The 20641-nt window shown below is 63.4% G+C and carries 23 protein-coding genes; 16 read left to right on the forward strand and 7 right to left on the reverse strand.

Features of this window, described 5'->3' with window-relative positions; translation table 11 throughout:
* Positions 1 to 23 precede the first annotated feature (23 nt).
* The 4 genes from Q7V46_RS18195 to Q7V46_RS18210 all read left to right on the forward strand — a co-directional run bounded on the left by Q7V46_RS18195 (position 24) and on the right by Q7V46_RS18210 (position 4319).
* The gene (locus Q7V46_RS18195) at positions 24 to 428 is read left to right on the forward strand and encodes a DOPA 4,5-dioxygenase family protein (protein WP_370690383.1); all 405 of its coding nucleotides are present in this window, start codon (positions 24 to 26) and stop codon (positions 426 to 428) included.
* Positions 429 to 729: 301 nt separating this feature from the next.
* Positions 730 to 1713 (forward strand): porin, encoded by a 984-nt coding sequence (locus Q7V46_RS18200; RefSeq protein WP_304914981.1) that lies wholly within the window; start codon positions 730 to 732, stop codon positions 1711 to 1713.
* 192 nt (positions 1714 to 1905) lie between these two features.
* Positions 1906 to 3054, forward strand: a complete 1149-nt coding sequence (locus Q7V46_RS18205; protein WP_304914982.1) for an AI-2E family transporter — start codon at positions 1906 to 1908, stop codon at positions 3052 to 3054.
* Between the two features lie 119 nt (positions 3055 to 3173).
* The gene (locus tag Q7V46_RS18210; protein ID WP_304914983.1) at positions 3174 to 4319 is read left to right on the forward strand and encodes a tetratricopeptide repeat protein; all 1146 of its coding nucleotides are present in this window, start codon (positions 3174 to 3176) and stop codon (positions 4317 to 4319) included.
* Between the two features lie 44 nt (positions 4320 to 4363).
* Here the strand turns inward: Q7V46_RS18210 and Q7V46_RS18215 are convergent, their stop codons facing one another.
* Entirely contained in the window at positions 4364 to 6538 is a 2175-nt protein-coding gene (locus Q7V46_RS18215; RefSeq protein ID WP_304914984.1) for an Ig-like domain-containing protein, read from the reverse strand.
* Positions 6539 to 6792: 254 nt separating this feature from the next.
* Here Q7V46_RS18215 and Q7V46_RS18220 point away from each other — a divergent pair, with 254 nt between their 5' ends.
* Complete coding sequence (locus tag Q7V46_RS18220; protein WP_304914985.1) at positions 6793 to 8013, forward strand: hypothetical protein; 1221 nt, start codon at positions 6793 to 6795, stop codon at positions 8011 to 8013.
* Between the two features lie 128 nt (positions 8014 to 8141).
* Here Q7V46_RS18220 and Q7V46_RS18225 read toward each other — a convergent pair whose 3' ends face one another.
* Entirely contained in the window at positions 8142 to 8831 is a 690-nt protein-coding gene (locus Q7V46_RS18225; RefSeq protein WP_304914986.1) for an SOS response-associated peptidase, read from the reverse strand.
* A 117-nt stretch (positions 8832 to 8948) separates the two neighbouring features.
* Positions 8949 to 9437: a hypothetical protein gene (locus tag Q7V46_RS18230; RefSeq protein ID WP_304914987.1), complete on the reverse strand. Its 489-nt coding sequence runs from the start codon at positions 9435 to 9437 to the stop codon at positions 8949 to 8951.
* Positions 9438 to 9648: 211 nt separating this feature from the next.
* On the opposite strand from Q7V46_RS18230, the gene Q7V46_RS18235 reads away from it, so the two are divergent.
* Both Q7V46_RS18235 and Q7V46_RS18240 read left to right on the forward strand, forming a co-directional pair.
* A complete protein-coding gene (locus tag Q7V46_RS18235; RefSeq protein WP_304914988.1) occupies positions 9649 to 10617 on the forward strand; it encodes an aldo/keto reductase in 969 nt (322 codons plus the stop codon).
* Positions 10618 to 10654: 37 nt separating this feature from the next.
* Positions 10655 to 11359, forward strand: a complete 705-nt coding sequence (locus Q7V46_RS18240) for a DUF6064 family protein (protein ID WP_304914989.1) — start codon at positions 10655 to 10657, stop codon at positions 11357 to 11359.
* 20 nt (positions 11360 to 11379) lie between these two features.
* Here Q7V46_RS18240 and Q7V46_RS18245 read toward each other — a convergent pair whose 3' ends face one another.
* Positions 11380 to 12723 carry a leucine-rich repeat-containing protein kinase family protein gene (locus Q7V46_RS18245; RefSeq protein WP_304914990.1) on the reverse strand — a complete coding sequence of 448 codons (1344 nt, stop codon included), beginning with the start codon at positions 12721 to 12723 and terminating at the stop codon, positions 11380 to 11382.
* 107 nt (positions 12724 to 12830) lie between these two features.
* On the opposite strand from Q7V46_RS18245, the gene Q7V46_RS18250 reads away from it, so the two are divergent.
* The 8 genes from Q7V46_RS18250 to Q7V46_RS18285 all read left to right on the forward strand — a co-directional run bounded on the left by Q7V46_RS18250 (position 12831) and on the right by Q7V46_RS18285 (position 17626).
* Positions 12831 to 13304 (forward strand): YeeE/YedE family protein, encoded by a 474-nt coding sequence (locus tag Q7V46_RS18250; protein ID WP_304914991.1) that lies wholly within the window; start codon positions 12831 to 12833, stop codon positions 13302 to 13304.
* Positions 13301 to 13717 (forward strand): DUF6691 family protein, encoded by a 417-nt coding sequence (locus Q7V46_RS18255; protein WP_304914992.1) that lies wholly within the window; start codon positions 13301 to 13303, stop codon positions 13715 to 13717. The genes Q7V46_RS18250 and Q7V46_RS18255 overlap by 4 nt, the downstream gene beginning before the upstream one ends.
* A gap of 126 nt (positions 13718 to 13843) precedes the next feature.
* Positions 13844 to 14464 (forward strand): DUF938 domain-containing protein, encoded by a 621-nt coding sequence (locus Q7V46_RS18260; protein ID WP_304914993.1) that lies wholly within the window; start codon positions 13844 to 13846, stop codon positions 14462 to 14464.
* Positions 14465 to 14589: 125 nt separating this feature from the next.
* Positions 14590 to 15087 carry a TerB family tellurite resistance protein gene (locus tag Q7V46_RS18265; protein ID WP_304914994.1) on the forward strand — a complete coding sequence of 166 codons (498 nt, stop codon included), beginning with the start codon at positions 14590 to 14592 and terminating at the stop codon, positions 15085 to 15087.
* Positions 15088 to 15208: 121 nt separating this feature from the next.
* Positions 15209 to 15703, forward strand: a complete 495-nt coding sequence (locus Q7V46_RS18270; RefSeq protein WP_304914995.1) for an RcnB family protein — start codon at positions 15209 to 15211, stop codon at positions 15701 to 15703.
* A gap of 144 nt (positions 15704 to 15847) precedes the next feature.
* Positions 15848 to 16444, forward strand: a complete 597-nt coding sequence (locus tag Q7V46_RS18275; protein ID WP_304914996.1) for a thioredoxin fold domain-containing protein — start codon at positions 15848 to 15850, stop codon at positions 16442 to 16444.
* Positions 16445 to 16656: 212 nt separating this feature from the next.
* Entirely contained in the window at positions 16657 to 16938 is a 282-nt protein-coding gene (locus tag Q7V46_RS18280; protein ID WP_304914997.1) for a DUF427 domain-containing protein, read from the forward strand.
* 115 nt (positions 16939 to 17053) lie between these two features.
* Complete coding sequence (locus Q7V46_RS18285) at positions 17054 to 17626, forward strand: DUF4399 domain-containing protein (protein ID WP_304914998.1); 573 nt, start codon at positions 17054 to 17056, stop codon at positions 17624 to 17626.
* 47 nt (positions 17627 to 17673) lie between these two features.
* On the opposite strand, the gene Q7V46_RS18290 is transcribed toward Q7V46_RS18285, so the two are convergent.
* The 3 genes from Q7V46_RS18290 to ylqF all read right to left on the reverse strand — a co-directional run bounded on the left by Q7V46_RS18290 (position 17674) and on the right by ylqF (position 19788).
* Entirely contained in the window at positions 17674 to 18279 is a 606-nt protein-coding gene (locus Q7V46_RS18290; protein WP_304914999.1) for an NAD(P)H-dependent oxidoreductase, read from the reverse strand.
* Between the two features lie 140 nt (positions 18280 to 18419).
* Entirely contained in the window at positions 18420 to 18821 is a 402-nt protein-coding gene (locus Q7V46_RS18295) for a carboxymuconolactone decarboxylase family protein (RefSeq protein WP_304915000.1), read from the reverse strand.
* A gap of 25 nt (positions 18822 to 18846) precedes the next feature.
* Entirely contained in the window at positions 18847 to 19788 is a 942-nt protein-coding gene (gene ylqF, locus Q7V46_RS18300) for a ribosome biogenesis GTPase YlqF (protein ID WP_304915001.1), read from the reverse strand.
* Positions 19789 to 19943: 155 nt separating this feature from the next.
* Between ylqF and Q7V46_RS18305 the strand changes: the two genes are divergently transcribed.
* On the forward strand, positions 19944 to 20414 hold the full coding sequence (locus tag Q7V46_RS18305; RefSeq protein WP_304915002.1) for an SRPBCC family protein: 471 nt from the start codon (positions 19944 to 19946) through the stop codon (positions 20412 to 20414).
* Positions 20415 to 20641: the final 227 nt, after the last annotated feature.

Raw genomic sequence — 20641 nt, forward strand, 5'->3', positions numbered from 1 at the left:
AGGTGGAGCGCAGGCAGTGGGCCATGAACGAAGAAGCTGCCATGATGACGAACATGACCACCGACACCAACCCCACCACCGCCATCCGCGGTTACCACGCCCATGTGTACTTCGACGCAGGCACCCTCTCGCAGGCGCGTACGTTGTGCGAAGCGGCTGCGGCGCTGTTTCCGCTGAAGATGGGCCGGGTGCACGAAAAGCCGGTGGGTCCGCATCCCGAATGGAGTTGTCAGCTGGCGTTCAAGGCGGCCCTGTTCGCAGAGGTGGTTCCCTGGCTGGCACTCAACCGAAAGGGACTGGTGGTGTTCATTCATCCCATCACGGGCAACGACCTGGTGGACCACCGCGATCGTGCGATCTGGATGGGCGCTGTCCGGCCACTGGATCTGACCGTGCTGCCCGAGCATTCGGAAACTTACGATCTGTAGCCACCCCCTCCGAGCACGATAGCCACCCGCGCCACGGGGGTGTGCGATGCGCATGAACCTGGCAATGTGTCGTGCAAGCGGCGTGGGTCTTTCATCGTGTTGTCCTCTATCAGGTGTGAGTCGCAACGGCCGGTTACAACGTCGCCGCACCCAGAGTTCCCTTGGGCCATCGGAACATGTCAGGAATGTAATTTTTCCGAGAGCCGTCTGACACTTTCGCTTCTTAACTTCATGCGGTCCTCTCGCACGGTGCAAGGGGAAGGGGCCTAGAGCCCGTATTCAATTCTTTGGAGTACCTAGCATGAAGAAGAGCATCCTCGCTCTGGCCGCCCTGGCCACTTTGACCGCTGCCGGGACCGCCGCAGCACAATCCAGCGTGACCCTCTATGGACGCATGGACGCCTCGGTGGGTTCGGAACGCGTGAACGACGTCAGCACCACCAAGCTGTACAGCGGCAACCTGACCACCAGCCGCCTGGGCTTCCGTGGCACGGAAGATCTGGGTGGCGGCCTGAAGGCCAATTTCCAGCTTGAAGCGGCGCTCTCCGTCGACGACGGGACCGCTGGCAGCCTGAAGTTCAATCGGGCTTCGTGGGTCGGTCTGTCTGGCGGTTTCGGTTCGGTGCGTGCCGGCTTGATGGACAATGCCTACAAAGACATTTACGACATGGGCAACAGCAACAACGTGTTCGATTCGGCGTTCACGCCAACGAACTTTGCCTACGCAGGTGTGGCCAACTTCATTGGTCGCCCCAGCAACCAGGTGCGGTACGACACGCCCAGCTTCGGTGGCTTCTCGGCTGGCCTGAGCTACGCACTGGACGAGACCGCCGGGGTCTCACACGACCTCTCCGCCGTGAATCTGCGCTACCGCGCCGGTGCGCTGGATGTGGGTCTGGCGGTACAGAACCAGAAAAACACCGTGCTGGCAGATGACCGCGACTACCGCCTGCTCGCCGCCGCATACGACTTCAAGGTCGTGCGGGTGTCCGGCCAGTACCAGGTGGCCGAGCAAGGGAACGGCCTGGAAGACAACGAGTACGGCATTGGCGTGACCATGCCCCTTGGCGCGTTCGATGTGTCGCTGGGCTACGCCAACGGCAAATCCGAACTGAACGGCGCCACCATTGAGAAAGGTACCGCCTACTCGCTGGGAGCCACCTACTCGCTGTCCAAGCGAACCAAGTTGTATGGCGCCTACACCGACGGGGAAGTGAAGAACGGTGCCGGCACCGTCACCACCGACCGCCGCCTCTACGCCATGGGCGTGCGCCACGACTTCTGATTCTCCCGTTTCCGCTCTCCAAGGTCTTGATGCCCTCCGCCCTCACGGGTGGAGGGCTTTTTTGCTTGCCCTCAGAAGAACAACCACCGTTCCTGGCGCAGAGCGCCAAGTCAGTTCGATCTAACATCAGGCCTTTGCGGCTTATTTGGGCATACGGCCCAGCCTTCCACTGAAGCCACCAACGGTCCACCCATGTCTGACTACCCTCGTCCCACCCAGAGCCCCTTGAGCATGTTGGTGGGCGCTGCTGCCTTGGTCATCTTGATCGGTGGCCTGAAAGTGGCTGCCCCCATGGTGGTCCCGTTTCTGCTGGCTGTCACGCTGGCCACCATCCTCATGCCCCCCCTGAACTGGCTGACACGCCGCCGTGTGCCGCTGCCAGCGGCCATGGTGTTGATGTCGCTCTTGCTGGTGTTGACCTGGCTGCCTCTGGCGGCCATCCTTGGCGCCTCCTACGACGATTTTTCTGCTGCCCTGCCCGGGTACCAGGATCGCATTCAGGCAATGGTGTCATCTGTTGCCGACTGGCTGCAAGGCAAGGGGTTCAATGCCGGACGGTCTGCGGTACAGGAGTTGCTGGACCCGGCAGCCGCACTGGGTTTCGTGCGACAGATCGGGGGTGGCATCGGTACCGCGCTTGCCAATTTTTTCCTCATCCTGCTGACCGTGGTCTTCATCCTGCTGGAGGCCTCGGGTTTCCCCAACAAGGTGCGCATGGCCCTTGGCGACCGGAGTGATGTCCAGAGTTCGTTTCGCGAGTTTTCAGAACGGCTGCAAGAGTACCTGCGCATCAAGACCATGGTGAGCCTTCTCACAGGCAGCACCATCGCCATCTGGCTGTGGCTGGTGGGTCTCGACTTTCCGCTGCTCTGGGGTGTACTGGCTTTTCTGCTGAATTACGTGCCCAACATTGGCAGCATCATTGCGGCCGTTCCGGCCGTTCTGCTGGCCATGGTGGCACTGGACCCGACCGGCGTGGCGCTGGTGCTGGCCGGCTTCGTGGCAGCCAACATGGTGTTTGGCAATGTGGTCGAGCCGCGGATGATGGGCAAGGGCCTGGGTTTGTCCACACTGGTGGTCTTTCTCTCACTGGTGTTCTGGGGCTGGGTGTTGGGACCGGTGGGCATGTTGCTTTCCGGCCCGCTGACCATGGCGGTCAAGATTGCGCTGGAAAGTGACGCACGCACCCGCTGGTTCGCCGTGCTGCTTGGGCCAGGACACAGGCCTGCCGAAGATCCTTCTTTGGCCCGCAAGAAGGCAATCCTGGAAAAAGCACAGTCACGCGACAAGCCCGCAGAGCCAGATCGTGCTGCGCCCACAGCCGGCAAAGACAGCGCTTGACGTCTGCCTTGCCGCTTGAGACGATGCCGTCCGCCATGCACCCACCCGCTATCCTGAACGGGATGTTGCCAAGCTGGCGAACAGCTGAGGTACCCCGTCGCACAATACTGTGGTGGGTGATGGGCGTCGCGCTGCTCGGCGGCTGCCAGACCACCCCCACGCCTCGCGCGTCCGAGCCCGCAGCGGTACCCACCCCTGCGGCGGTGGAGACGCAAGCACCTTCAGCGTCCGTGCTGGCCATCGCGGGAGAACTCACCCCTGAGGGCAAGGCGCAGCGGGACCGGGGCGTTGCGCTGTTCGAGGCCCGGGAAGATGCCCTGGCCCTGCAGGTCTGGTTGCCGCTCGCTGAAGCGGGACATCCGGAAACCCAGTACAACCTTGGCGTGCTCATGACCCGGGGCGGCACCGTTCGGCGCGACCTCGCCGCCGCCAGGCGTTGGCAGGAACAGGCTTCCGCGGGGGGCTATGCCGCTGCCAACTGCGCTTTGGGTGACCTGCTCTGGGCAGACCGCAGCGACCCTGTTCACCGTCAGCGCGCCCTCGCTGCCTACCTGCGGGGTGCGGCGCTGGGCCAGGTGCCCTGCATGCACAACACGGCCGCCTTCCTGCTCAACGGCTACGCGGGATCGCCTGACGTGATTGCCGGCCTGCACTGGCTTGAACGAGCAGCCGAGGCGGGCAGCGCCACATCGCAGGCCCAGCTGGGTTCAGCCCACCTTCACGGCACCTACATCCCGCCCGAGTACGAACGCGCACTGCGCTGGCTGACCCTCGCCGCCGAACAGGGCCATGTCGATGCCACACACGACCTGGCCTACATGTGGGAGCATGGCCTTGGCACTGCGCCCGACCTGACCAGGGCGGCTGCGCTCTACCAGCAGGCTGCGGCTGCCGGACAGTCACTCAGCGCCAACAACCTGGGGCTCATGTACCGCAATGCCCAGGGCGTACCGCAAGACCACACCAGGGCAGTGACTTTTTTTGAACAGGCCGTGGGTCTGCGCAACACCGACGCGATGGTGAATCTGGGCGACATGCACTACCTGGGCTTGGGCGTGCCGGCAGACCCGGCCCGCGCGGCCGCTTTGTATCAGCAGGCCGCCAGCGCTGGCCAGCTGTGGGGGGACTGCCGCATGGCCGCCCTGCTGCGCCATGGCGAGGGCGTACCTGCAGACGCGCAGCGCGCCAATGCGCTTCAGCGGCGCGTGCTGTCCCGCATGCCCAGCGCCGACTGTGTCACGCCGCTGTCCCGCCTGCTGCGTTGACAACGCAAGACACCAAAACACCGAGGCGGGTCCGCGGCTGGCCTTCAGGGAATGAAGTTCAAGCCCTCAGGCAGGGGCGGAGCGATCGGCACTTCAAAGAACGGCCCTGGTCCATCCGGGTCGATCACCACTGCACCGTTGCTGGCGAAAAATTCGGCGATCTGGATCTGTGCGCCAATGGCGTATGCCTGCGCCGCAGGCGCACCGATATTGGTCAGGAAGGTGTGCGGATTCTTGCTCACGGCATTGTTGGCCGCATACGCCAGATCGTTGCGAAAGTAGGTGGTGCGGTCCTGCAGTCCGCCTGCGCGCACGATGGCGGTGCTGGTGGGGTTCGGTACCGTCGAGTCTCCTTTCGCAAACTGCACAATGACCGGCTTGGCGCGCTGGCCAAAAACAGGTTGCTTGCGAATCAGTGGTGCGTATGACACCGGGTTGCCTGACTGCTGGACCCACTCGGTGCGATCCAGCACTTCGGCGATTGCCAGAGCGCCTGGCACGTCGTTGATCACGGGCGGCAGGTCACGCAGCGGCATGTTTTCGTTGAACACCAGGTTCTGCGGGAACGGCACACCGGGCGGCGGCGGCAGGTTGAGCAGCTGGGGCTGGCGAGAAGCCAGGGCACCAGCGGTCAGCAGCCGGAAGCCGCCCAGGCGCGCCACCTCGGTGATCGAACCGCCAGGCACATTGGGCACACCGGCCTGGATGTTGGGCTCCACCCCCAGCAACATGGTGCCGTAAATGCCGCCGAACGACTGGCCTGTGTAGTAGATGCGCCTGGGATCCAGATCGGCCATGCCGTCACCATTCACGTCCATGCCCACTTCGATCTGTCGCACCAGTTGCATGAGGTCGATCACGGTCTGGCGCAGGCCGTCACGGCTGCCGATGATGTCGAACGGTGCCGCGGCGTTCACGCCCTCGGTTGCCTCGATGCTGCCATCGCCGTTCTGGTCGAAACCACGGCCACCCGCAGGCAGTGTCACCGGCGGTGCTGTGTTTCGAATCACGTTGAGCGTGCCCTGCGAACCCCCTGCATGCCCCACCACATTGATCGCCAACGTGGCCAGACCACGGGATGCAAACACAGACGCCACTGTCCACGGTGCGCCGTACATGCTGTCGGTGAAGCCATGCCCGAAGATCGCCACCGGCCAGCCGCCCTTGGGGGCCGTGCCGTTGGGAAGGAACAACTGGAACACCAACTCGTTGCTGCCCTGCGGTATGGGTTTGCCCGTGAGCGATGAAGTGGGTGGAATGAAGCGTGCCGCTGTCTGGTAGTTGGGTGAACTGAACTTGCCATAGGCCACGCTTCCCACCGCGCCCTTCACCACATCCAGCGCAGGCGTGGGAAGGAACGAAGGGGTGAAGGCCTGCGCACCGGTCTGGCGGTTGAACTGGATCGCCTGGATGTCTGCAAGCGGGAACACGCTGCGCACCTTGCCAGCGGCCGAAGTACCGAGATCGAAGCTGGCCGGCGCGGGTTTCTTCGACTTGATCTGGCGCATGACGTTGATCAGTTCACCCGTGCTGGTCTGTGTGGTGAACAGCGAGGCAGCGACGACGTTGAGCCCCTTGCTGCGGCTGCGCACGGCGTTGGTGGCATCCCGCAGTTCGCGCTGGTATTCCAGGTCGCCCTGCTGAATCGGGGCACCCATCTTTCCCTTGTCTTTGTCGTTGCCCTGGCCCGGTCCGCCTTGCGGGGCGTCGTTTATCTTGAGCTTTTTCCCGTTCGCATCGCGCACCCCGTTGGTCACGACCAGCACATAGCGTGAACGCTCGGCCAGCAACTCATCGGGTTCGAACACCAGTGTCTGGCTCGCGGGGTCCCACAGCACCTGGTTGATGCCGACCTTCTGCCCGAACCCGCGCAGCGTCAGTGTGTCGCCCAGGTTGTACAGATACACGGTGTCGCTGCTCACTGAATTCACGTCGATATCGCCCGTGAAGGGGATGGTGATGCGAGGCTGCGTGGAGAAGCCATCAAGCGTATTGATCACGTCAATGTCGGCACAGTCACTCACCTTGATCGCACAATCGGGCCTGGGCAGATTGACCCGACGGAAAGTGGCGTTCGAATGGTCCAACACCGTGAGGCGGTTGGTCGGGAAGGGGCTGTGGGCGCTGTCGTAACGCACCGACACGCCATCGGCCAAGGCCACTGGCATCCACAAAATTGCCACCATGGCCGCGACCGGGCGGGCACGCAAAAAGTACATGGAAAGTCTCCTGGGTTGTGACCGCCTTGGCAGCGGTGCATTTTTTTGGGCGGGGTGCCGCTGCAACTTATAGAACTTTGTGCTCCATGGCGCCATGGCTTCCTCACGTTAACCCTGAGCCAAACCCCCACCTGCCGGTCACCTCGGGGACAAGCCCCGATCACCTTTGAAGTGCGATTCAGGTACCTGCCAAGAGCGGGCAAGACGTGACATATGTCTCACGGGTGTGACATTTGACGTCCCATAATTGGTCGATGCCCGCTTCCGAAATTGCCATCTGGTCGGCCATGCTGGGAGGATTGCTGACCCTCGCAGGGCTGGCGCTGGGCGACGCAATCGGCCACCGCACGACCGCCGCTGTTCGCAATCTGATGTTCGTGCTCGTTACCGGCACCAGTTGTGTGGTGATGACGGGCCTGCCGGAAGCCTTCTTCCCGTTCCTGCCTGGTCGACTGATGCTCATGCTCAAAGCCAGTCTGGGACCGATGGCCGGCGCCATGGGCCTGTACTTCATCGGCACCTGGTTGGGGGGTGTGCGCGAAGATGCGAAGGTACACAAGATCACGACCTGGGGCGCCACCTTGTTGCTGTTTGCAAGTCTGGCACTGGTGCTTGTTGCCAGTCAGATCGACCTCGAAAACATCCGTCCATTGCTCATCGGGGCAGCGGTCGTGAACATGGTGCCGGTGTTGCTGGCACTGGGTGCCGTCACCCGCGCCACTCAGCTGGGTGACCCGCTGGCGCCCTGGATGCTGCTGGCGATTGCTTGCCTGACCACCTTGACGCTGGGTCACTACCTGCATGCGCTGAACGTGCCCGGACTGGGCATGGCTACCAAGTTGTTCACTGCGGTCGTCACAGTCACGTTCTTCCTGATCGCGTCGGTGCTGGGCGTGATCCGGAACCGGCAGGCACGCTTGCTGGCCAGGTTGTCGCGCCTGGAACCCGGATCGGACCCAGCAACCGGCCTGCACACCGGCGCAGCCCTGATCGCCGACATGGAGCATGCCTTCTGGCGCACCGCCCGATTGCAAGGTGAGTGCACCGTGGTCTGCCTGCACCTGAGCAACCTCTACGAATTCGCAGAGGCGAGTGGCTCCACCATCGAGCAGCAGATACAGGTCACTGTCGCAGCCCGGATTCGCAGGGCGGCGGGATTCCGGTGCGTGATGGGGCTCTACCACCCGCGCTGCTTTGTGGTGGTGATCTACACCGACCGCCACCAGCCTCCCGTGAACGAAACCGTGGGACGCCTGCGCAACATGGTGGGGCAGCCCATGATCGTCACGGACAGCCAGCACGCGCGCCAGGTGTTCAGGCCCAGCCTGGGCATGGGCGTGGTCACGGTAGACCCCTCACATGTGACACCGCTGGAAGTGCTCAACGATGCTGAGCGCAAGGCCTTGGCCGACGCTTCCTCCTGTCGCGAGCTCAACGAAAGCGACGTTTTGACCGCGCCCTCTCCGCTGTCCTGACGCCTTGTCTTCAACGGTTCTCTGGAACGGCTCATCAGGGATTTCAGTTCCTGTGCTCCCTCATCGCATGTCTCATCTCGTTCATCGCGTCGTCCTGCCAGTGCGAACGAACTCAGGTGAGGGGCAATCTACTTTTGCACCGGGTTGGCCGTGAGCCAGTTGGCTGGGTACGCACGCAGAAATTCACGCGCCTTCTCGGGTCGGGCGGTCAGCCACGCATCGTAGCCACCTTCGTTGAGAACGGCAGGCATGCGTTTTTCGGCACCGGGTTGCTGGTAGCGGTGCATCAGCGCATGGCTGTTGGCGTTCACGGTGAGCAGACAGAAGCTGACGATGGTCGTGCCATCGGCACCCATCCAGCTCTCCCACAACCCGGCCACACCCATGGGTCTTCCGTCCACCCTGGCAATGCGCGTCGGCACCGTCTTGCCACTGCGAAGGTCGTCTTCCTGAAACGCCATCATGGGCACAATGCAGCGCCTGGCGGCCAACCAGGCGCTGCGGAAGTTGTTGGACGTGGTCACAGTCTCGGCTCTGGCATTGACCAGCTTGGTCGAACGCAGTTTGGCGTCGGACGCCGACTTGACCCAGGTTGGGACCAGTCCGAACTGGCCCAGCACGGCTTCCCGCTCGGGCTTTTCAGGGGGGTGTTCTTCCGCGTCTGATGGCGGAGCAGCTTCTCCTGCCTGTTTCAGCCGGATGAACACACCCGTCTGGCGCGGCCACACGTCCCGACGCTCTGGCGTGGGAGGTGCGGTGACGCTGAAAGCCTCGGCGTAGAGATCGGGGGACTTCAGACACTCATATTGGGTACTCATGCAGACGATGCTAGCTGATGAGCAATCACAACGTACCCCTTGACAGTCCGCTCGGGTGGGGCGTGCACTTCGAGTCGGTCTCGAAGGACGAAGGGCGCCGGGGCGCGCCCTCAGGCGTCAGCGGGCGGGCAGAGGCGCCAAGGGGGTCGCGCCTGAAGCCGGCGGGGGATTGACAGATCTTGCCGGTTCCATGATGGTCAGCTCGCGGATCATGCCGCCCCCCTCCACAGAGCCTGTGGTGCTGCCTTCGCCACGCACCATGCGCTCGCATATCGCCTGTTGTTCGCCAGACTGGCGCTTGCAGCGTTCCAGCGCATTGCGTGTGAGCATCTCCTCAGACTCGCCGCCCCGGCGGGCACCGCGCATGGCTTCGGCGCGCACGGCGCCTGCTTCGCGCAGGCAACTGGTGCGTTCGTGTTGAGCGTCGCTGGCCATACAGGCTGCCCGGTCGCGCTGGTACGTGGCTTCAATCGACGATCGGGCGCTGCCAGCGCCAGACTGCGCCGATGCGACCGAGGCCACCAGCATGGCAGCGCCCACAGCGAGCAGGCGCAATCGCCCAGCGTGGCGAACAACAGTCAAAGAATGATGGGCGGGAAAAGACATGGAAACTCCTGTTTGTTGGATCGGACCCGCCCCAACGGCGAAACACTTGGCGCGGCGAGTCCGACAAGGCGCACAGCGCCTTGCAGACAGCCTACAGCCTGTTCGGCGGTGCGTCCGTGCGGCAGCACACCCTGGCTGGGCTCTCGCATGCTGGAACTTCATCCGACGAGCAGTTCTCAGAAAAGTTCGTCTGCGTTCCACAACGGCACAAATGAAACAACACCACACATTTCCCTCTGCCGGCAACTCGCCCAGCCGCAGAACATGGCTGGCTGGCGCGCTCGCGTTGACGGGTTTGCCCTGGCTTCCCACCGCCGCTTCTCCACAGACCAGCACCCAGACCCCGGCACCCCGGCTGATGACCCGACCGATACCTTCCTCAGGCGAGGCGCTGCCCGTCGTCGGGCTGGGCACCTGGATCACATTCAACGTCGGCAACGACCCCCAGGCCAGAGACGCCCGCGCCGAGGTGGTGAGAGCGTTCTTTGAAGCGGGCGGGGGAATGATCGACAGCTCACCCATGTACGGATCGTCACAGCCCACCATCGGCCATGCGCTGGCCCGCCTCGGTCAGCCCACCACGCTTTTTTCTGCCGAAAAGGTCTGGGTGGGTGATGCCGATCGCGGCAGCGCACAAATGGAAGCCTCGCGCACATTCTGGGGCGTGCCACGCTTTGACCTCATGCAGGTACACAACCTGCTGAGCTGGCAGGCACACCTGCCGAGACTGCTGGACATGAAGGCTGCCGGTCAGCTGCGGTATGTGGGCATTTCAACCTCAGAGGGTCGGCGGCACCGCGAACTCGAGGACATCATGCGCACCCAGCCCATCGACTTTGTGCAGATCACCTACAACCCGCTCGACCGCGAGGTGGAACAACGACTCCTGCCGCTGGCGCAGGAGCGCGACATCGGGGTGATCGTGAACCGGCCGTTTCGCGAAGGCGCACTGCTTCGGCAACTCGCAAGGCATTCCCTGCCCGGCTGGGCCTCCGACATCGATTGTGACGGCTGGGCACAGGCGGTGCTGAAGTTCATTGTCACCCACCCGGCAGTGACCTGCGCCATACCCGCCACGCGCCAGGTGGCCCATGTGCGCCAGAACATGGGCGCTGCCATGGGCCGCATGCCCGATGCGGCCCTGCGCGCACGCATGGCGAGAGACGTGGCCGCCCTGTGAAACAACCTTCGACGCACGCCACCCGTGCACAGACCTCATGAGCGAATGGTGGACCTACAGGCCGTCGGATTTTCTGATGTTCGCGCCGGATACGTACTGGCGCCAGTTTGAGCTGCACAACACCGCGCTGTGGCCGTTTCAGCTGCTGCCCCCGGTTGCCTTGCTTGCCTTGGCGGCAGCCATCGTTGCGGGTCCTGGCAAGCGCAGCGAAATGGCGATGCGGTGGGGGTTGGCGGGCTTGGCCGTGTGCTGGGGTTTCGTGGCGTGGTCATTCCTCTGGCAGCGATATGCCCCCATCAACTGGGCCGCACAGGCGTTTGCCATTGGCTTTGTGGCCCAGGCGCTGGGCCTGCTGGGTCTGACGTCGGTTCCCGGTCTTCGCACAACGCCCCAGTCTGGTCGGCGGCTGTGCGCACTGTTTTTGATAGCATGGGCCGCCCTGCTACACCCGTTGCTGGCGCCAGCGTTCGATCGGCCGTTGGCTCAGGCGGAGCTGTTTGGCGTGGCCCCCGACCCCACCGTCGTGGCCACACTGGGCTGGCTGCTTGTGACAGATGCGCGATCCCGCGCCCGGTGCATGCTGCTGTGGGCGCTGACTGTATTGGCCTTGGCGTGGTGCGCCATCAGCGCTGCCACGCTGTGGACCATGGGATCGGCGCAGGGGTGGGTGATGCTGGCAGCCGCCGTGGTTTCGCTGGGCGCGCTCTGGCGGTGGCCGTACGGGCAACAGAGCGGACGTTAAATCTGGATGGGGCCGATGCTTCAGCGCCCCGTGGCGCTCTCCACCGGGTTCAGCACATCAAGGGCTTTGGCGACCTCGTTCATGTCGGGTCTCGCGGCCGGGTCAAAGACCATGCAGGCAGCGGCGAGGGTTTTCATGCGTTCGACAAGGGCCGTTCCGGCCGCATCACCCTGCCGTGCATGGGCAGCCAGTTCTTCCAGCAAACAGCCAAAGGCACGCACATCCAGTGCCTGCAGCGCGCTCCGCAGTTCCGGCTGGTCGTCGGGCAGCAAGCTGGCGCCCCCGAAATCACTCAGCATGGCTTCACCGCTGGCGGGGTTCCACAAGATGTTGTGCGCGTAAAAGTCTCCGTGCATCATGCCGCGACGGTGCAGATGCGCCAGTGCATGCGCCATTCGAGCAGCCAGCCGAAGGGCAACGCCGACCTCCATGGCGAAGCCGTCCGGGTACAGATCGCGTGTGCAACTCTGAAAGTTTGGCGGCCCGGCCAGGTTGTGCAACTCCGGTGGCATAACAGGCATCAGCAAGCCAGGAGTGCCGTCTGGGTGCTCAGCGAGTTCGGCCACTGGCGTGCACAAGGCCGGGTGATGGCCTGCTGCCGCGCAGGCGGCGATTTCGTGTTCGGGCAGCCCGTCGCTGGTCACCGACGCCTTGAACAGCTTGAGCGCCAGGGTCTGGCCGGCGGCTCCGTCAGGTTCAAGCCGGACGCGATGGATCTGCCCCGATGCGCCCTCGCCCAGCCGATCCATCAAGCGCAACCGATGCCAGGACAGGCGCGGCAGGGTGGGGGCCAGCGCATGCTGCCAACCCAGTGGATTGCCCGCGAGAGCCAGCCAGGCCAGCCGCGGCAGACGGGTGAGCCATGGCGGCAATTCGGTAAACCGATTGGCAGACAACCGAAGCAGTTCCAGCGCGTGCGCATCGGCCAGGCCGGCGGGTAGCCCGCTCAACCGGTTGCCCGCCAGCATCAGCTTCTGCATGGCCGGGCGCTGACCAAGCTCCTGCGGCAAGCTGTCGATCGCGTTGTCAGTGAGGATGAGCCAGCGCAGCTTCTGTGGCAAAGCGGCCCCGGACACGTGCGAGATGCGATTGGCTTTGAAGCCCACCATCTCCAGCGCGGGGCAATCACCAAGCACCTCAGGCAGTTCGGCGAATTCGTTGCTTGAACAGAAGATGATCTTGAGCTTGCGCAGGCACCCGAGGTCGGCTGGCAAGGTGCTCAAACGGTTACCGGTGAGATTGAGAATCTCCAGCGTGTCCGCCAGGTCGAATACTTCGCGCGGCACCTCGGTCAGCCCACAGCTCAGGTCCAGTCGGCGCGCACCAGCGAGCGCGCCGCTGCGCAATTGTTCAAGGGTATGCATGCGGTACAAACGAAAAAACGCCGGGAACCCGGCCGCCGCCCTCATTATCGAAGCCAATCCCGGCGAGCCAGCAACTGCGTATCGAACGCTCCGCATAATGCGTCCCCATGGACCTCACACACACCCTATTTCCCCTCGGCTGGCAGCACTACCTGTTTGGCGGGCTCTTCATTGGCACCGGCGTGGCGCTGCTCTACCTCCTCACGGGTCTGGTGGGAGGCATGAGCACCGTGTTCTCAAGTACCTGGTCGTTTATCGTGAACCGGCCGTTCTTTCAACGGTCCCGCTTCACCGGTTCACGCAGCTGGCGGCTGGTGTATGCGACCGGCCTCATTCTGGGCGCCCTGGCGTGGTGGTGGCTGTTTGCTGACGGCACACCCTCTTCCACCGAGGTGCCCGCCTGGATGCTGCTGGTGGGCGGTATTTTCGTGGGCTATGGTGCCCGCCTGGGGAATGGCTGCACATCGGGTCACGGCATCTGTGGGCTGGGTGCGCTTCAGTGGCCCTCGTTGCTGGCGGTGCTGACCTTCATGGCCACCGCGTTCGTCACGGCCAACCTCGTCGCGTGGGGGCTGGCATGAACCTGGGCAAGTTCTTCGCCGTGCTGATCGCAGGCGCACTGTTCGGTTTCGGCCTGGCATTGTCGACCATGGTGCAGCCCGAGGTGGTGCTGGGTTTTTTGCGCTTTGAGGACTTCGGCCTGATGCTGGTCCTGGGGGGCGCCGTACTGGTGACCTTGATGGCCTACCAGTTGCTGCCACGCCTGTTCTCCACACCGCTGCTGGGCGGTCACTTTCACCACCATGTCAGCCGCTGGAACCGCGACACGCTGCAGGGCGCTGCGTTGTTTGGTGTGGGCTGGGGCCTGTGCGGGGTATGCCCTGGCCCGGCCATCGCGGGCCTGGGCACGGGCAACTGGAGCCTGCTCTGGGCCCTGGCTGGCATTGGATTGGGTGCCCTGGCGCAGGGTTGGCACGCAAAGGCCGACGCATGAGCGCCGCACGGCCGCTCCGAAGGCGCTCAGCCCCGCAGTGCGCAGCACGGAGGGTAGTCCAGTGAGCGCCGCACCGGACTGTTCCGTGGCAATCTCGCACCGCAGCCGCAGCGCGAAGGCTTGCCCGTGAGTGCCCTGCCCTTCAGTCCAGCGGCCGAACGCAACCGGCAACCCATTCTGGAGACTCTGCGACTCGTACTGCCGAACCAGGGTGTGGCCCTGGAAATTGCGGCGGGTACCGGGCAGCATGCCGTGCACTTCGCCGCAGGCCTGCCCAACTGGACCTGGCAGCCCACCGACCAGGATCCGGCCATGTTGCCGGTGATTTCTGCGCGTGCAGCCGAAGCGGGCCTCGACAACATGCGTGCTCCGCTTCGGCTTGATGTGATGGCAGCCACCTGGCCCAGCGCTGGTCCCGAGTTCAACACGCCGTTCGACGCCATCTTCTGTGCCAACATGTTGCACATTTCCCCCTGGGCCACCTGCTCCGCACTCATGCAAGGGGCTGCCCGGCATTTGTGTCCGGGAGGCGTACTGATCACCTATGGACCCTATCTGGAAGATGGCATCCCCACGTCAGAAGGAAACTTGCGTTTCGATGAGAGTCTGCGCGCCACCCATCCTGAATGGGGCATTCGCCGCCTGGCAGCTGTGGCTGAAGAGGCCGCGCTGGTGGGGCTGGGACTCAAAGCGCGCCATGCAATGCCGGCCAACAACCTGCTGCTGGTCTGGGAAAGAGCAGGCTGAGAGCGCGATCGCCTTCGCCGAAGACAGCAACGAAGCCGGGCGCGGGAACCATTCAACACTCCGAAACATCCACCGCACGTCACGCCCATGCACCGGCAACGAACACCAACGAATGGACATGCTGCATGCTTAGAAATCTGAAGGATCTGTTTGAGAGCCTGAACACCTCCCTCAACGGCCGCGCAACCTCGTCGCCGGCAGAGGAAGCGCACACCCTCCAGCTCGCCACAGCGGTACTGCTGGTGGAAGTGATGCGGGACGAACCTGCCATGGGTGACGCCGAGCGCGACACCATCATCCGTGCCCTGCGGCGCAAGTTCATCCTTGAAGACGATGAAGTTGAGCGCCTGCTCGAGCTCGCCCACGAAACGGCGCGCACCGCCTACGACTACCAGCGATTCACCCGCAGCCTCAACGACCGGTTCACCCAGGAACAGAAGATCGCCGTGGTGGAAGCCATGTGGGAGGTGGCGTACGCCGACCACGAGCTGGATGCCAGCGAGCAGCACGTGATCAGCAAGGTGGCTGGGCTGCTGCACGTCACCCACGGTGAATACATTGCTGCCAAGCTGCATGCGCAGGCGACCATGCAGGCCAGGCGCGCACCGGGCACAAACGCCTGATATGCCTCCAGCAAGCACCAAACATCTCGCTACATTTCTTTTCGCTTCAATTCGATCCGGTTTACGCAAGCGATACATGCGGGGCGCAAGATGAAGGCTCACCAAACCAAGGAGTGAACCCATGAAATCCCGTAACTTTGTCGTCTTCGCCGTTGCCGTTGCCACGCTCGGCCTCAGCAGCGCATCCTTCGCACAGGGTCCGATGCAGCGCGCGATTCGCGCCGAAGCGGCCGCCATTCAACATGTCGATGACCGCAGAGGCGACCGGCGCGATGTGCGCAACGATCGCCGGGACCCCCGTGCAGACCGCCGTGACGATCGCCGGGACCACCGCGCAGATCGCCGCGATGACCGCCGTGACCACCGCGCGGACCAGCGCCGCTACGCCCCGGCGCCCACGGTGAATCACTACTACTACAACGCACGGGGCCCGGAGTTCAAGCGCGGCCGCTACATTCCGCGCGAATACCGCAATCGCCAGTATGTGGTGGTGAACCACCATCACCACCGCCTCACCGCACCCCCACGGGGTCACCAGTGGGTGCAGGTGGGCGGCGACTATGTGCTGATCGCTATCGCGACCGGCCTGATCGCCCACATCATCCTGAGCAACTGATCCGCCTGAATCCGCTTCGACAGGTTCACGCAAAAGGCACGGCACGCCGGCAATGGGTGTGCCGTGCCTTTTCGGCGTCATGGCCTGTCACGGTCTGCGATGATGCCGGTCGACCCTCCCATTGCTTTCAAGACCATTGACTTCATGAAGCTCCGATCATTCATCCTGCCTTTTCTTGCATCGGTTGCACTCACACTGGCTGCGTGTTCCAAAGAAGAATCCGTCGGACCCACAGCCAGTGCAGGCGACAGCGCCCCCATTGCGCTCGAACAGGCCCCCGAGGCACTGGCCGCCGAGGCCAGAGGCTTCACCGTGGGCGCACTCATGAGCGCCCAGCCGGTGTATGTGCTGTTCGATCCGCAGTGCCCTCATTGCGCCCGATTGTGGGAATCATCTGAGCCCCTGCTGGGCAAGGTGAAATTCATCTGGGTGCCGGTGTCCATCATCAACGCGAGGAGCGCCCCACAGGGTGCCGCGCTGCTCACTGCACCAAACCCGAGAGAGGCCATGACACAGCATGAAGCGCTGTTGCTGTCCAACCAGGGTGGCCTGTCGGCTTCTGCACAAATACCCGACGATGTGATGAACAGCATCAAGCGCAATACCGTACTGCTCAATCGCCTGGGGGCTGAATCGGTCCCTTTCATCGTGGCGCGCAACCTGCGCACCGGGCAGGTGGTCACACAAAGTGGTGCGATGCCGACAGATGCGCTCGCCGAGTTGATCGGGCTTGGCCAATAGATCACTGGCTGGCTTATCATCCGCCGATCTGCACACTCCGTGTGTCCATCCAGGAGGCCTTATGGGCAAAGAACAGCGCAACGAAAAAATGTCGAAGAAACCGAAAAAGGACACTTCGGCACCCAAGGGTCCGATCAGCTCCGATCGCCCCACGCCGCCGACAACGGCCGTGATGCCGCGTGGCAAGGAAAAGAACAAATGAGTGCGCGTGCATGAAGGCCACCTGGAACGGCGCCGTGATCGCCGAGAGTGACGACACCGTGCTGGTGGAGGGCAACCACTACTTTCCCGAGAGTGCACTCAACCGCGATTTCATCACCTTCAGCAACCACCGCACCAGTTGCCCCTGGAAGGGTCAGGCCAGCTACTACTCGCTGCTGGTGAACGGCGAACTCAATACCGACGCTGCCTGGTACTACCCCGATCCCAAGCCCGAGGCCGAGAACATCCGGGGCCGGGTGGCATTCTGGAAAGGCGTGAAGGTTCACGCCTGACGCCGGGGTTTGTCCTGGGGCATCAATGCCCCCTGGTGACGCCGGGTGACTGATGTGCTGGGCGGACTGCCGGCGTAAGCTGGACAGCCCCACAACATTTCAGGAGACACCCATCATGCCCATCGATTCTTCGGCATTGCGAATTGGAACCGCGTCGCTTGCGGCTCTTGTGCTGGCGGGCTGCGCGCACAAGGCGTATGACCACTCAGCCATGCATGCCCGGCACCACGGTGGCATGCACGCCCGACACCACGGCGCGATGGGAGCCAACGCCACACCGACGGTGCCGGTGAAACTGTCCACCAGCACCCCCACCCTCGCATCGGGTTACAAGAAAGTCGCCTCGCCCGAAGCAGCGAGGCTGTATTTCGTGAACCTGCGCAACGGCATGACCGTGACCAGTCCGGTGAAAGTGATCTTCGGCCTCAGCGGCATGGGCGTGGCACCCGCAGGGGTGGAGAAGGAAGGAACTGGGCACCACCATCTGCTGGTGAATGTGAACGAGGTGGACGCCAACGCGCCTCTTCCGGCCAATGACCAGTTCCGCCATTTCGGCGCAGGCCAGACCGAAACCAGCGTGGAGCTGAAGCCGGGTCAGCACACCCTGCAACTGGTGCTGGGCGACCAGAACCACATTCCACACCATCCCCCGGTACTGAGCGATCGCATCACCATCACCGTCAGGTGAGGTCGGGAGCCTTGTAGACGTGAAGGATGGGGTCAGCGGGCCCTGTCTCAGGAAGCGGCGCGCCCCAGCTTCTGCAACTTTCTTGTCCATTTGGACACGCCTTTGTCACCCAGCGTATCCACGCCGCCAATGAGCGTTTCGTTCACTGGAGCGAATCCCACCAGGCCCAGAATGTTGCGCTCCAGCGCCTTGACGCTGTGGGCACGGTAGAACCACCGGTACACCAGCGCAGGCATGCCCATGGTCACGATCACGCGCGCCGATCGCCCGCCGAGCGCCTTGGGGCCGAAGGGGCTTGCGCCTTCCGGCCCCACTGCAAAGCCGGGTCGCGCCACCTGCTCAAGAAAGCCCTTCAGCAAGGCGGGCATGTCACCCATCCAGAGCGGAAAGAAGATCACCACATGCTGCGCCCAGACAAGGTCGCCCTGCGCACCCCTGAGTGATGGCGGCACGGGTTCGTGCTGCCACGCGTGCTGGCTTCTGAGCAAGGGAAAATCGAGCGCACCGACCGCCAGCCGGTGGATGGCGTGACCCGCCTCCACGGCACCCTGGGCATAGGCATCCGCCAGCACATGGTTGAGACGTTGCTCATCGGTGTCCGGATGACCCTCGATCAGCAGGATTCGGCGTTTTGCAGGCGGTTCGGAAGTCATGGGCGTGCCTCAGATCGGGCTTTCCATGCTGACACTTCCATACGCTGGCGGATTTGATCCTCGTCAAGTGCTGGCGGATTGGTGGATCAGAGACGGTTCACACTGCTTTCCAGGGGCGGAAGAAAATTGTGCGAACAGGCCTACCCACGGTCAAACTCCGGGTCCAATGGCACCTGCAGTGCCGTGGCCAACTGGTTGGTCTTGGATGCCAGTGCCACGATCGACAGCAGTTCGGCGTGCTGCTGTGGCGTCATGCCCTTGGCAGTGGCTGCGGCGGTATGCGAATGCACGCAGTAACTGCACCCGTTGATGACGGACGCGGTGATATACACGAGCTCTTTGGTCAAAGGGTCCAGCGCGGACGGTGTGGCCATCACGCGCTTGACTTCCGCCCAGGTTTGCTCGAGCAGCGTGGCATCGAACGCCAGGTAGCGCCACAACTGGTTGATGAACTCGGTATTCCGGGTCGCCCTTATATCGTCGAACACCGCCTTGACCCGGGGATCGCTCTCGGGATTGCGTGGGGCTTGAACTGTGGACAAGTGGGTTTCCTCCAAATGGTCGGTTTCAGCGATTGCGGCGCTTGGGCGGTTTGTCACCTCTGGCCTGTTTACGTTCACTGCGCGCTGCATCGGCCTTGAGGCCGGCTGCCAGCCAGCGGCCAAACATCTCGGGCGTTTCCAGGGTGACGCGGCCGATGTGCGTGCCCCTGAAATCGGCGATCACCAGTTCGGCCACTTTCTGCCAGTTGACCGCGCCACCGCTGGCCAGCGCACCCCGCTTGCGGGCGATGGCTTCCATCAGCTCTTCTTCGGGCAGGTCGGCGATGGCCTGTTGCGACAGACCGAGCTTGTAGCGCACCTCCAGCAGCTCGCCGTAGTGGACCTTGAGCTTGGCCAGCAGCTCCAGCGCGACTTCCTGGTCGTCGTAGGCATTGCGCCCCACGGCGCCACTTGCCGCCAGGTTGAAACCGCTCTCTGGCACCACGATGCGCGGCCATAGCATGCCGGGCGTGTCGAACAGGTAGAAATCGTCGGCCAGGGCGATGCGCTGCTCGTTGCGGGTGACGCCCGCTTCATCGCCGGTCTTGGCTGCGCGCTTGCCGGCCAGCGTGTTGATCAGCGTGGACTTGCCGACGTTGGGGATGCCGCAGATCAGCACGCGCATCGGCTTGACCATGCCGCCGCGATTGGGGGCCAGCTCGAAGCAGGCCGCGATGATGGCCCGCGCCGGTGCGGAGACGCTGGCGTCGAGTGCAATGGCGCGGGTCTTTTCCTGGGCGTTGTAGTGTGCCAGCCAGAGCGCGGTGCGCACGGGGTCGGCCATGTCCTGCTTGTTGACCACCTTCAGCGTGGGCTTGTGGCCAGTGAGTTCGGCCAGCAAGGGGTTGGCGCTGGAGCCGGGCAGGCGGGCGTCGAGCATCTCGATCACCACGTCGATGTCTTTGACGCGCTCGGTGATGGCCTTGCGCGTGAGGTGCATGTGCCCGGGAAACCACTGGATCGTCATCTGGGAAAGTGTCTTTCTGAAAATCAGCCGCCAGCTGGTGCGCTGGCATTGTGCCTTGCTGCGCCGTTGGCGTCGGCTTGGTGTAAGCCCGGGGTGAAGCGAGCGACGCCGTCCCTACAATCGATCGACCCCATCTACCCCCCGAGAGGAGACACATGAGCATCACCGTCAAGATCGATCTGGGCTACGAGTTCGACGTCAAAGCCAAGGCGGCCGATGTGTTCGCCCTGCTGTCGGATGTGCCGGCCTCGGTGGCACATTTTCCCAAAGTCGAGCAGCTCACCGACATGGGCGGCGGCGTCTACCAATGGGAGATGGAGAAAGTGGGTACCTCGCAGGTCAACATCCAGACGGTGTACGCCAGCAAATACACCAGCGACAAGGCCAAGGGCCTGGTCAAGTGGACCCCGGTCAAGGGCGTGGGCAATGCGCTGGTGGGTGGCCACTGGAAGATTGTGGACAACAAGAAATCCACTGGCATCACGCTGGCGATCCAGGGTGAGATCGAGGTACCGTTGCCGGGCCTGATGAAGATTGTGGTGGCGCCGGTGGTCGAAGGCGAGTTCGAGAAACTGGTCGAGAAGTACATCGACAACCTGATCAAGGCCTTCGGCGGCGAGGCTTGAGGGGATGGAACGCTAGAGCCGAGATGCCCCCTACCAAGGGCAGCAAGGGTGCGGCTCCGCCGGCCCAAGGTGCCGCCCCTTCTCCCACCGAAGGCGAGAGAGGGGGGTCGCGCGAAGCGCGGCGGGACCAATGCCACCACCTCCGAGGATGAAGTGCCCCTGCCAAGGGCACCAAGGGTCCGGCTTGGCCGGCCCAAGGTGCCGCCCCCCTCCCGCCGAAGGCGAGA

The organism is Hydrogenophaga sp. (assembly GCF_030651625.1).
In the GTDB taxonomy this organism is placed as follows: Bacteria; Pseudomonadota; Gammaproteobacteria; order Burkholderiales; family Burkholderiaceae_C; genus Hydrogenophaga.

Bases quoted from the DNA above. Each gene is read 5' to 3' on its own strand.
- Q7V46_RS18195 (WP_370690383.1), top strand. From the start codon at position 24: ATGAACGAAGAAGCTGCCATGATGACGAACATGACCACCGACACCAAC.
- Q7V46_RS18200 (WP_304914981.1), top strand. From the start codon at position 730: ATGAAGAAGAGCATCCTCGCTCTGGCCGCCCTGGCCACTTTGACCGCT.
- Q7V46_RS18205 (WP_304914982.1), top strand. From the start codon at position 1,906: ATGTCTGACTACCCTCGTCCCACCCAGAGCCCCTTGAGCATGTTGGTG.
- Q7V46_RS18210 (WP_304914983.1), top strand. From the start codon at position 3,174: ATGGGCGTCGCGCTGCTCGGCGGCTGCCAGACCACCCCCACGCCTCGC.
- Q7V46_RS18215 (WP_304914984.1), bottom strand. From the start codon at position 6,538: ATGTACTTTTTGCGTGCCCGCCCGGTCGCGGCCATGGTGGCAATTTTG.
- Q7V46_RS18220 (WP_304914985.1), top strand. From the start codon at position 6,793: ATGCCCGCTTCCGAAATTGCCATCTGGTCGGCCATGCTGGGAGGATTG.
- Q7V46_RS18225 (WP_304914986.1), bottom strand. From the start codon at position 8,831: ATGAGTACCCAATATGAGTGTCTGAAGTCCCCCGATCTCTACGCCGAG.
- Q7V46_RS18230 (WP_304914987.1), bottom strand. From the start codon at position 9,437: ATGTCTTTTCCCGCCCATCATTCTTTGACTGTTGTTCGCCACGCTGGG.
- Q7V46_RS18235 (WP_304914988.1), top strand. From the start codon at position 9,649: ATGAAACAACACCACACATTTCCCTCTGCCGGCAACTCGCCCAGCCGC.
- Q7V46_RS18240 (WP_304914989.1), top strand. From the start codon at position 10,655: ATGAGCGAATGGTGGACCTACAGGCCGTCGGATTTTCTGATGTTCGCG.
- Q7V46_RS18245 (WP_304914990.1), bottom strand. From the start codon at position 12,723: ATGCATACCCTTGAACAATTGCGCAGCGGCGCGCTCGCTGGTGCGCGC.
- Q7V46_RS18250 (WP_304914991.1), top strand. From the start codon at position 12,831: ATGGACCTCACACACACCCTATTTCCCCTCGGCTGGCAGCACTACCTG.
- Q7V46_RS18255 (WP_304914992.1), top strand. From the start codon at position 13,301: ATGAACCTGGGCAAGTTCTTCGCCGTGCTGATCGCAGGCGCACTGTTC.
- Q7V46_RS18265 (WP_304914994.1), top strand. From the start codon at position 14,590: ATGCTTAGAAATCTGAAGGATCTGTTTGAGAGCCTGAACACCTCCCTC.
- Q7V46_RS18270 (WP_304914995.1), top strand. From the start codon at position 15,209: ATGAAATCCCGTAACTTTGTCGTCTTCGCCGTTGCCGTTGCCACGCTC.
- Q7V46_RS18275 (WP_304914996.1), top strand. From the start codon at position 15,848: ATGAAGCTCCGATCATTCATCCTGCCTTTTCTTGCATCGGTTGCACTC.
- Q7V46_RS18280 (WP_304914997.1), top strand. From the start codon at position 16,657: ATGAAGGCCACCTGGAACGGCGCCGTGATCGCCGAGAGTGACGACACC.
- Q7V46_RS18285 (WP_304914998.1), top strand. From the start codon at position 17,054: ATGCCCATCGATTCTTCGGCATTGCGAATTGGAACCGCGTCGCTTGCG.
- Q7V46_RS18290 (WP_304914999.1), bottom strand. From the start codon at position 18,279: ATGACTTCCGAACCGCCTGCAAAACGCCGAATCCTGCTGATCGAGGGT.
- ylqF (WP_304915001.1), bottom strand. From the start codon at position 19,788: ATGACGATCCAGTGGTTTCCCGGGCACATGCACCTCACGCGCAAGGCC.
- Q7V46_RS18305 (WP_304915002.1), top strand. From the start codon at position 19,944: ATGAGCATCACCGTCAAGATCGATCTGGGCTACGAGTTCGACGTCAAA.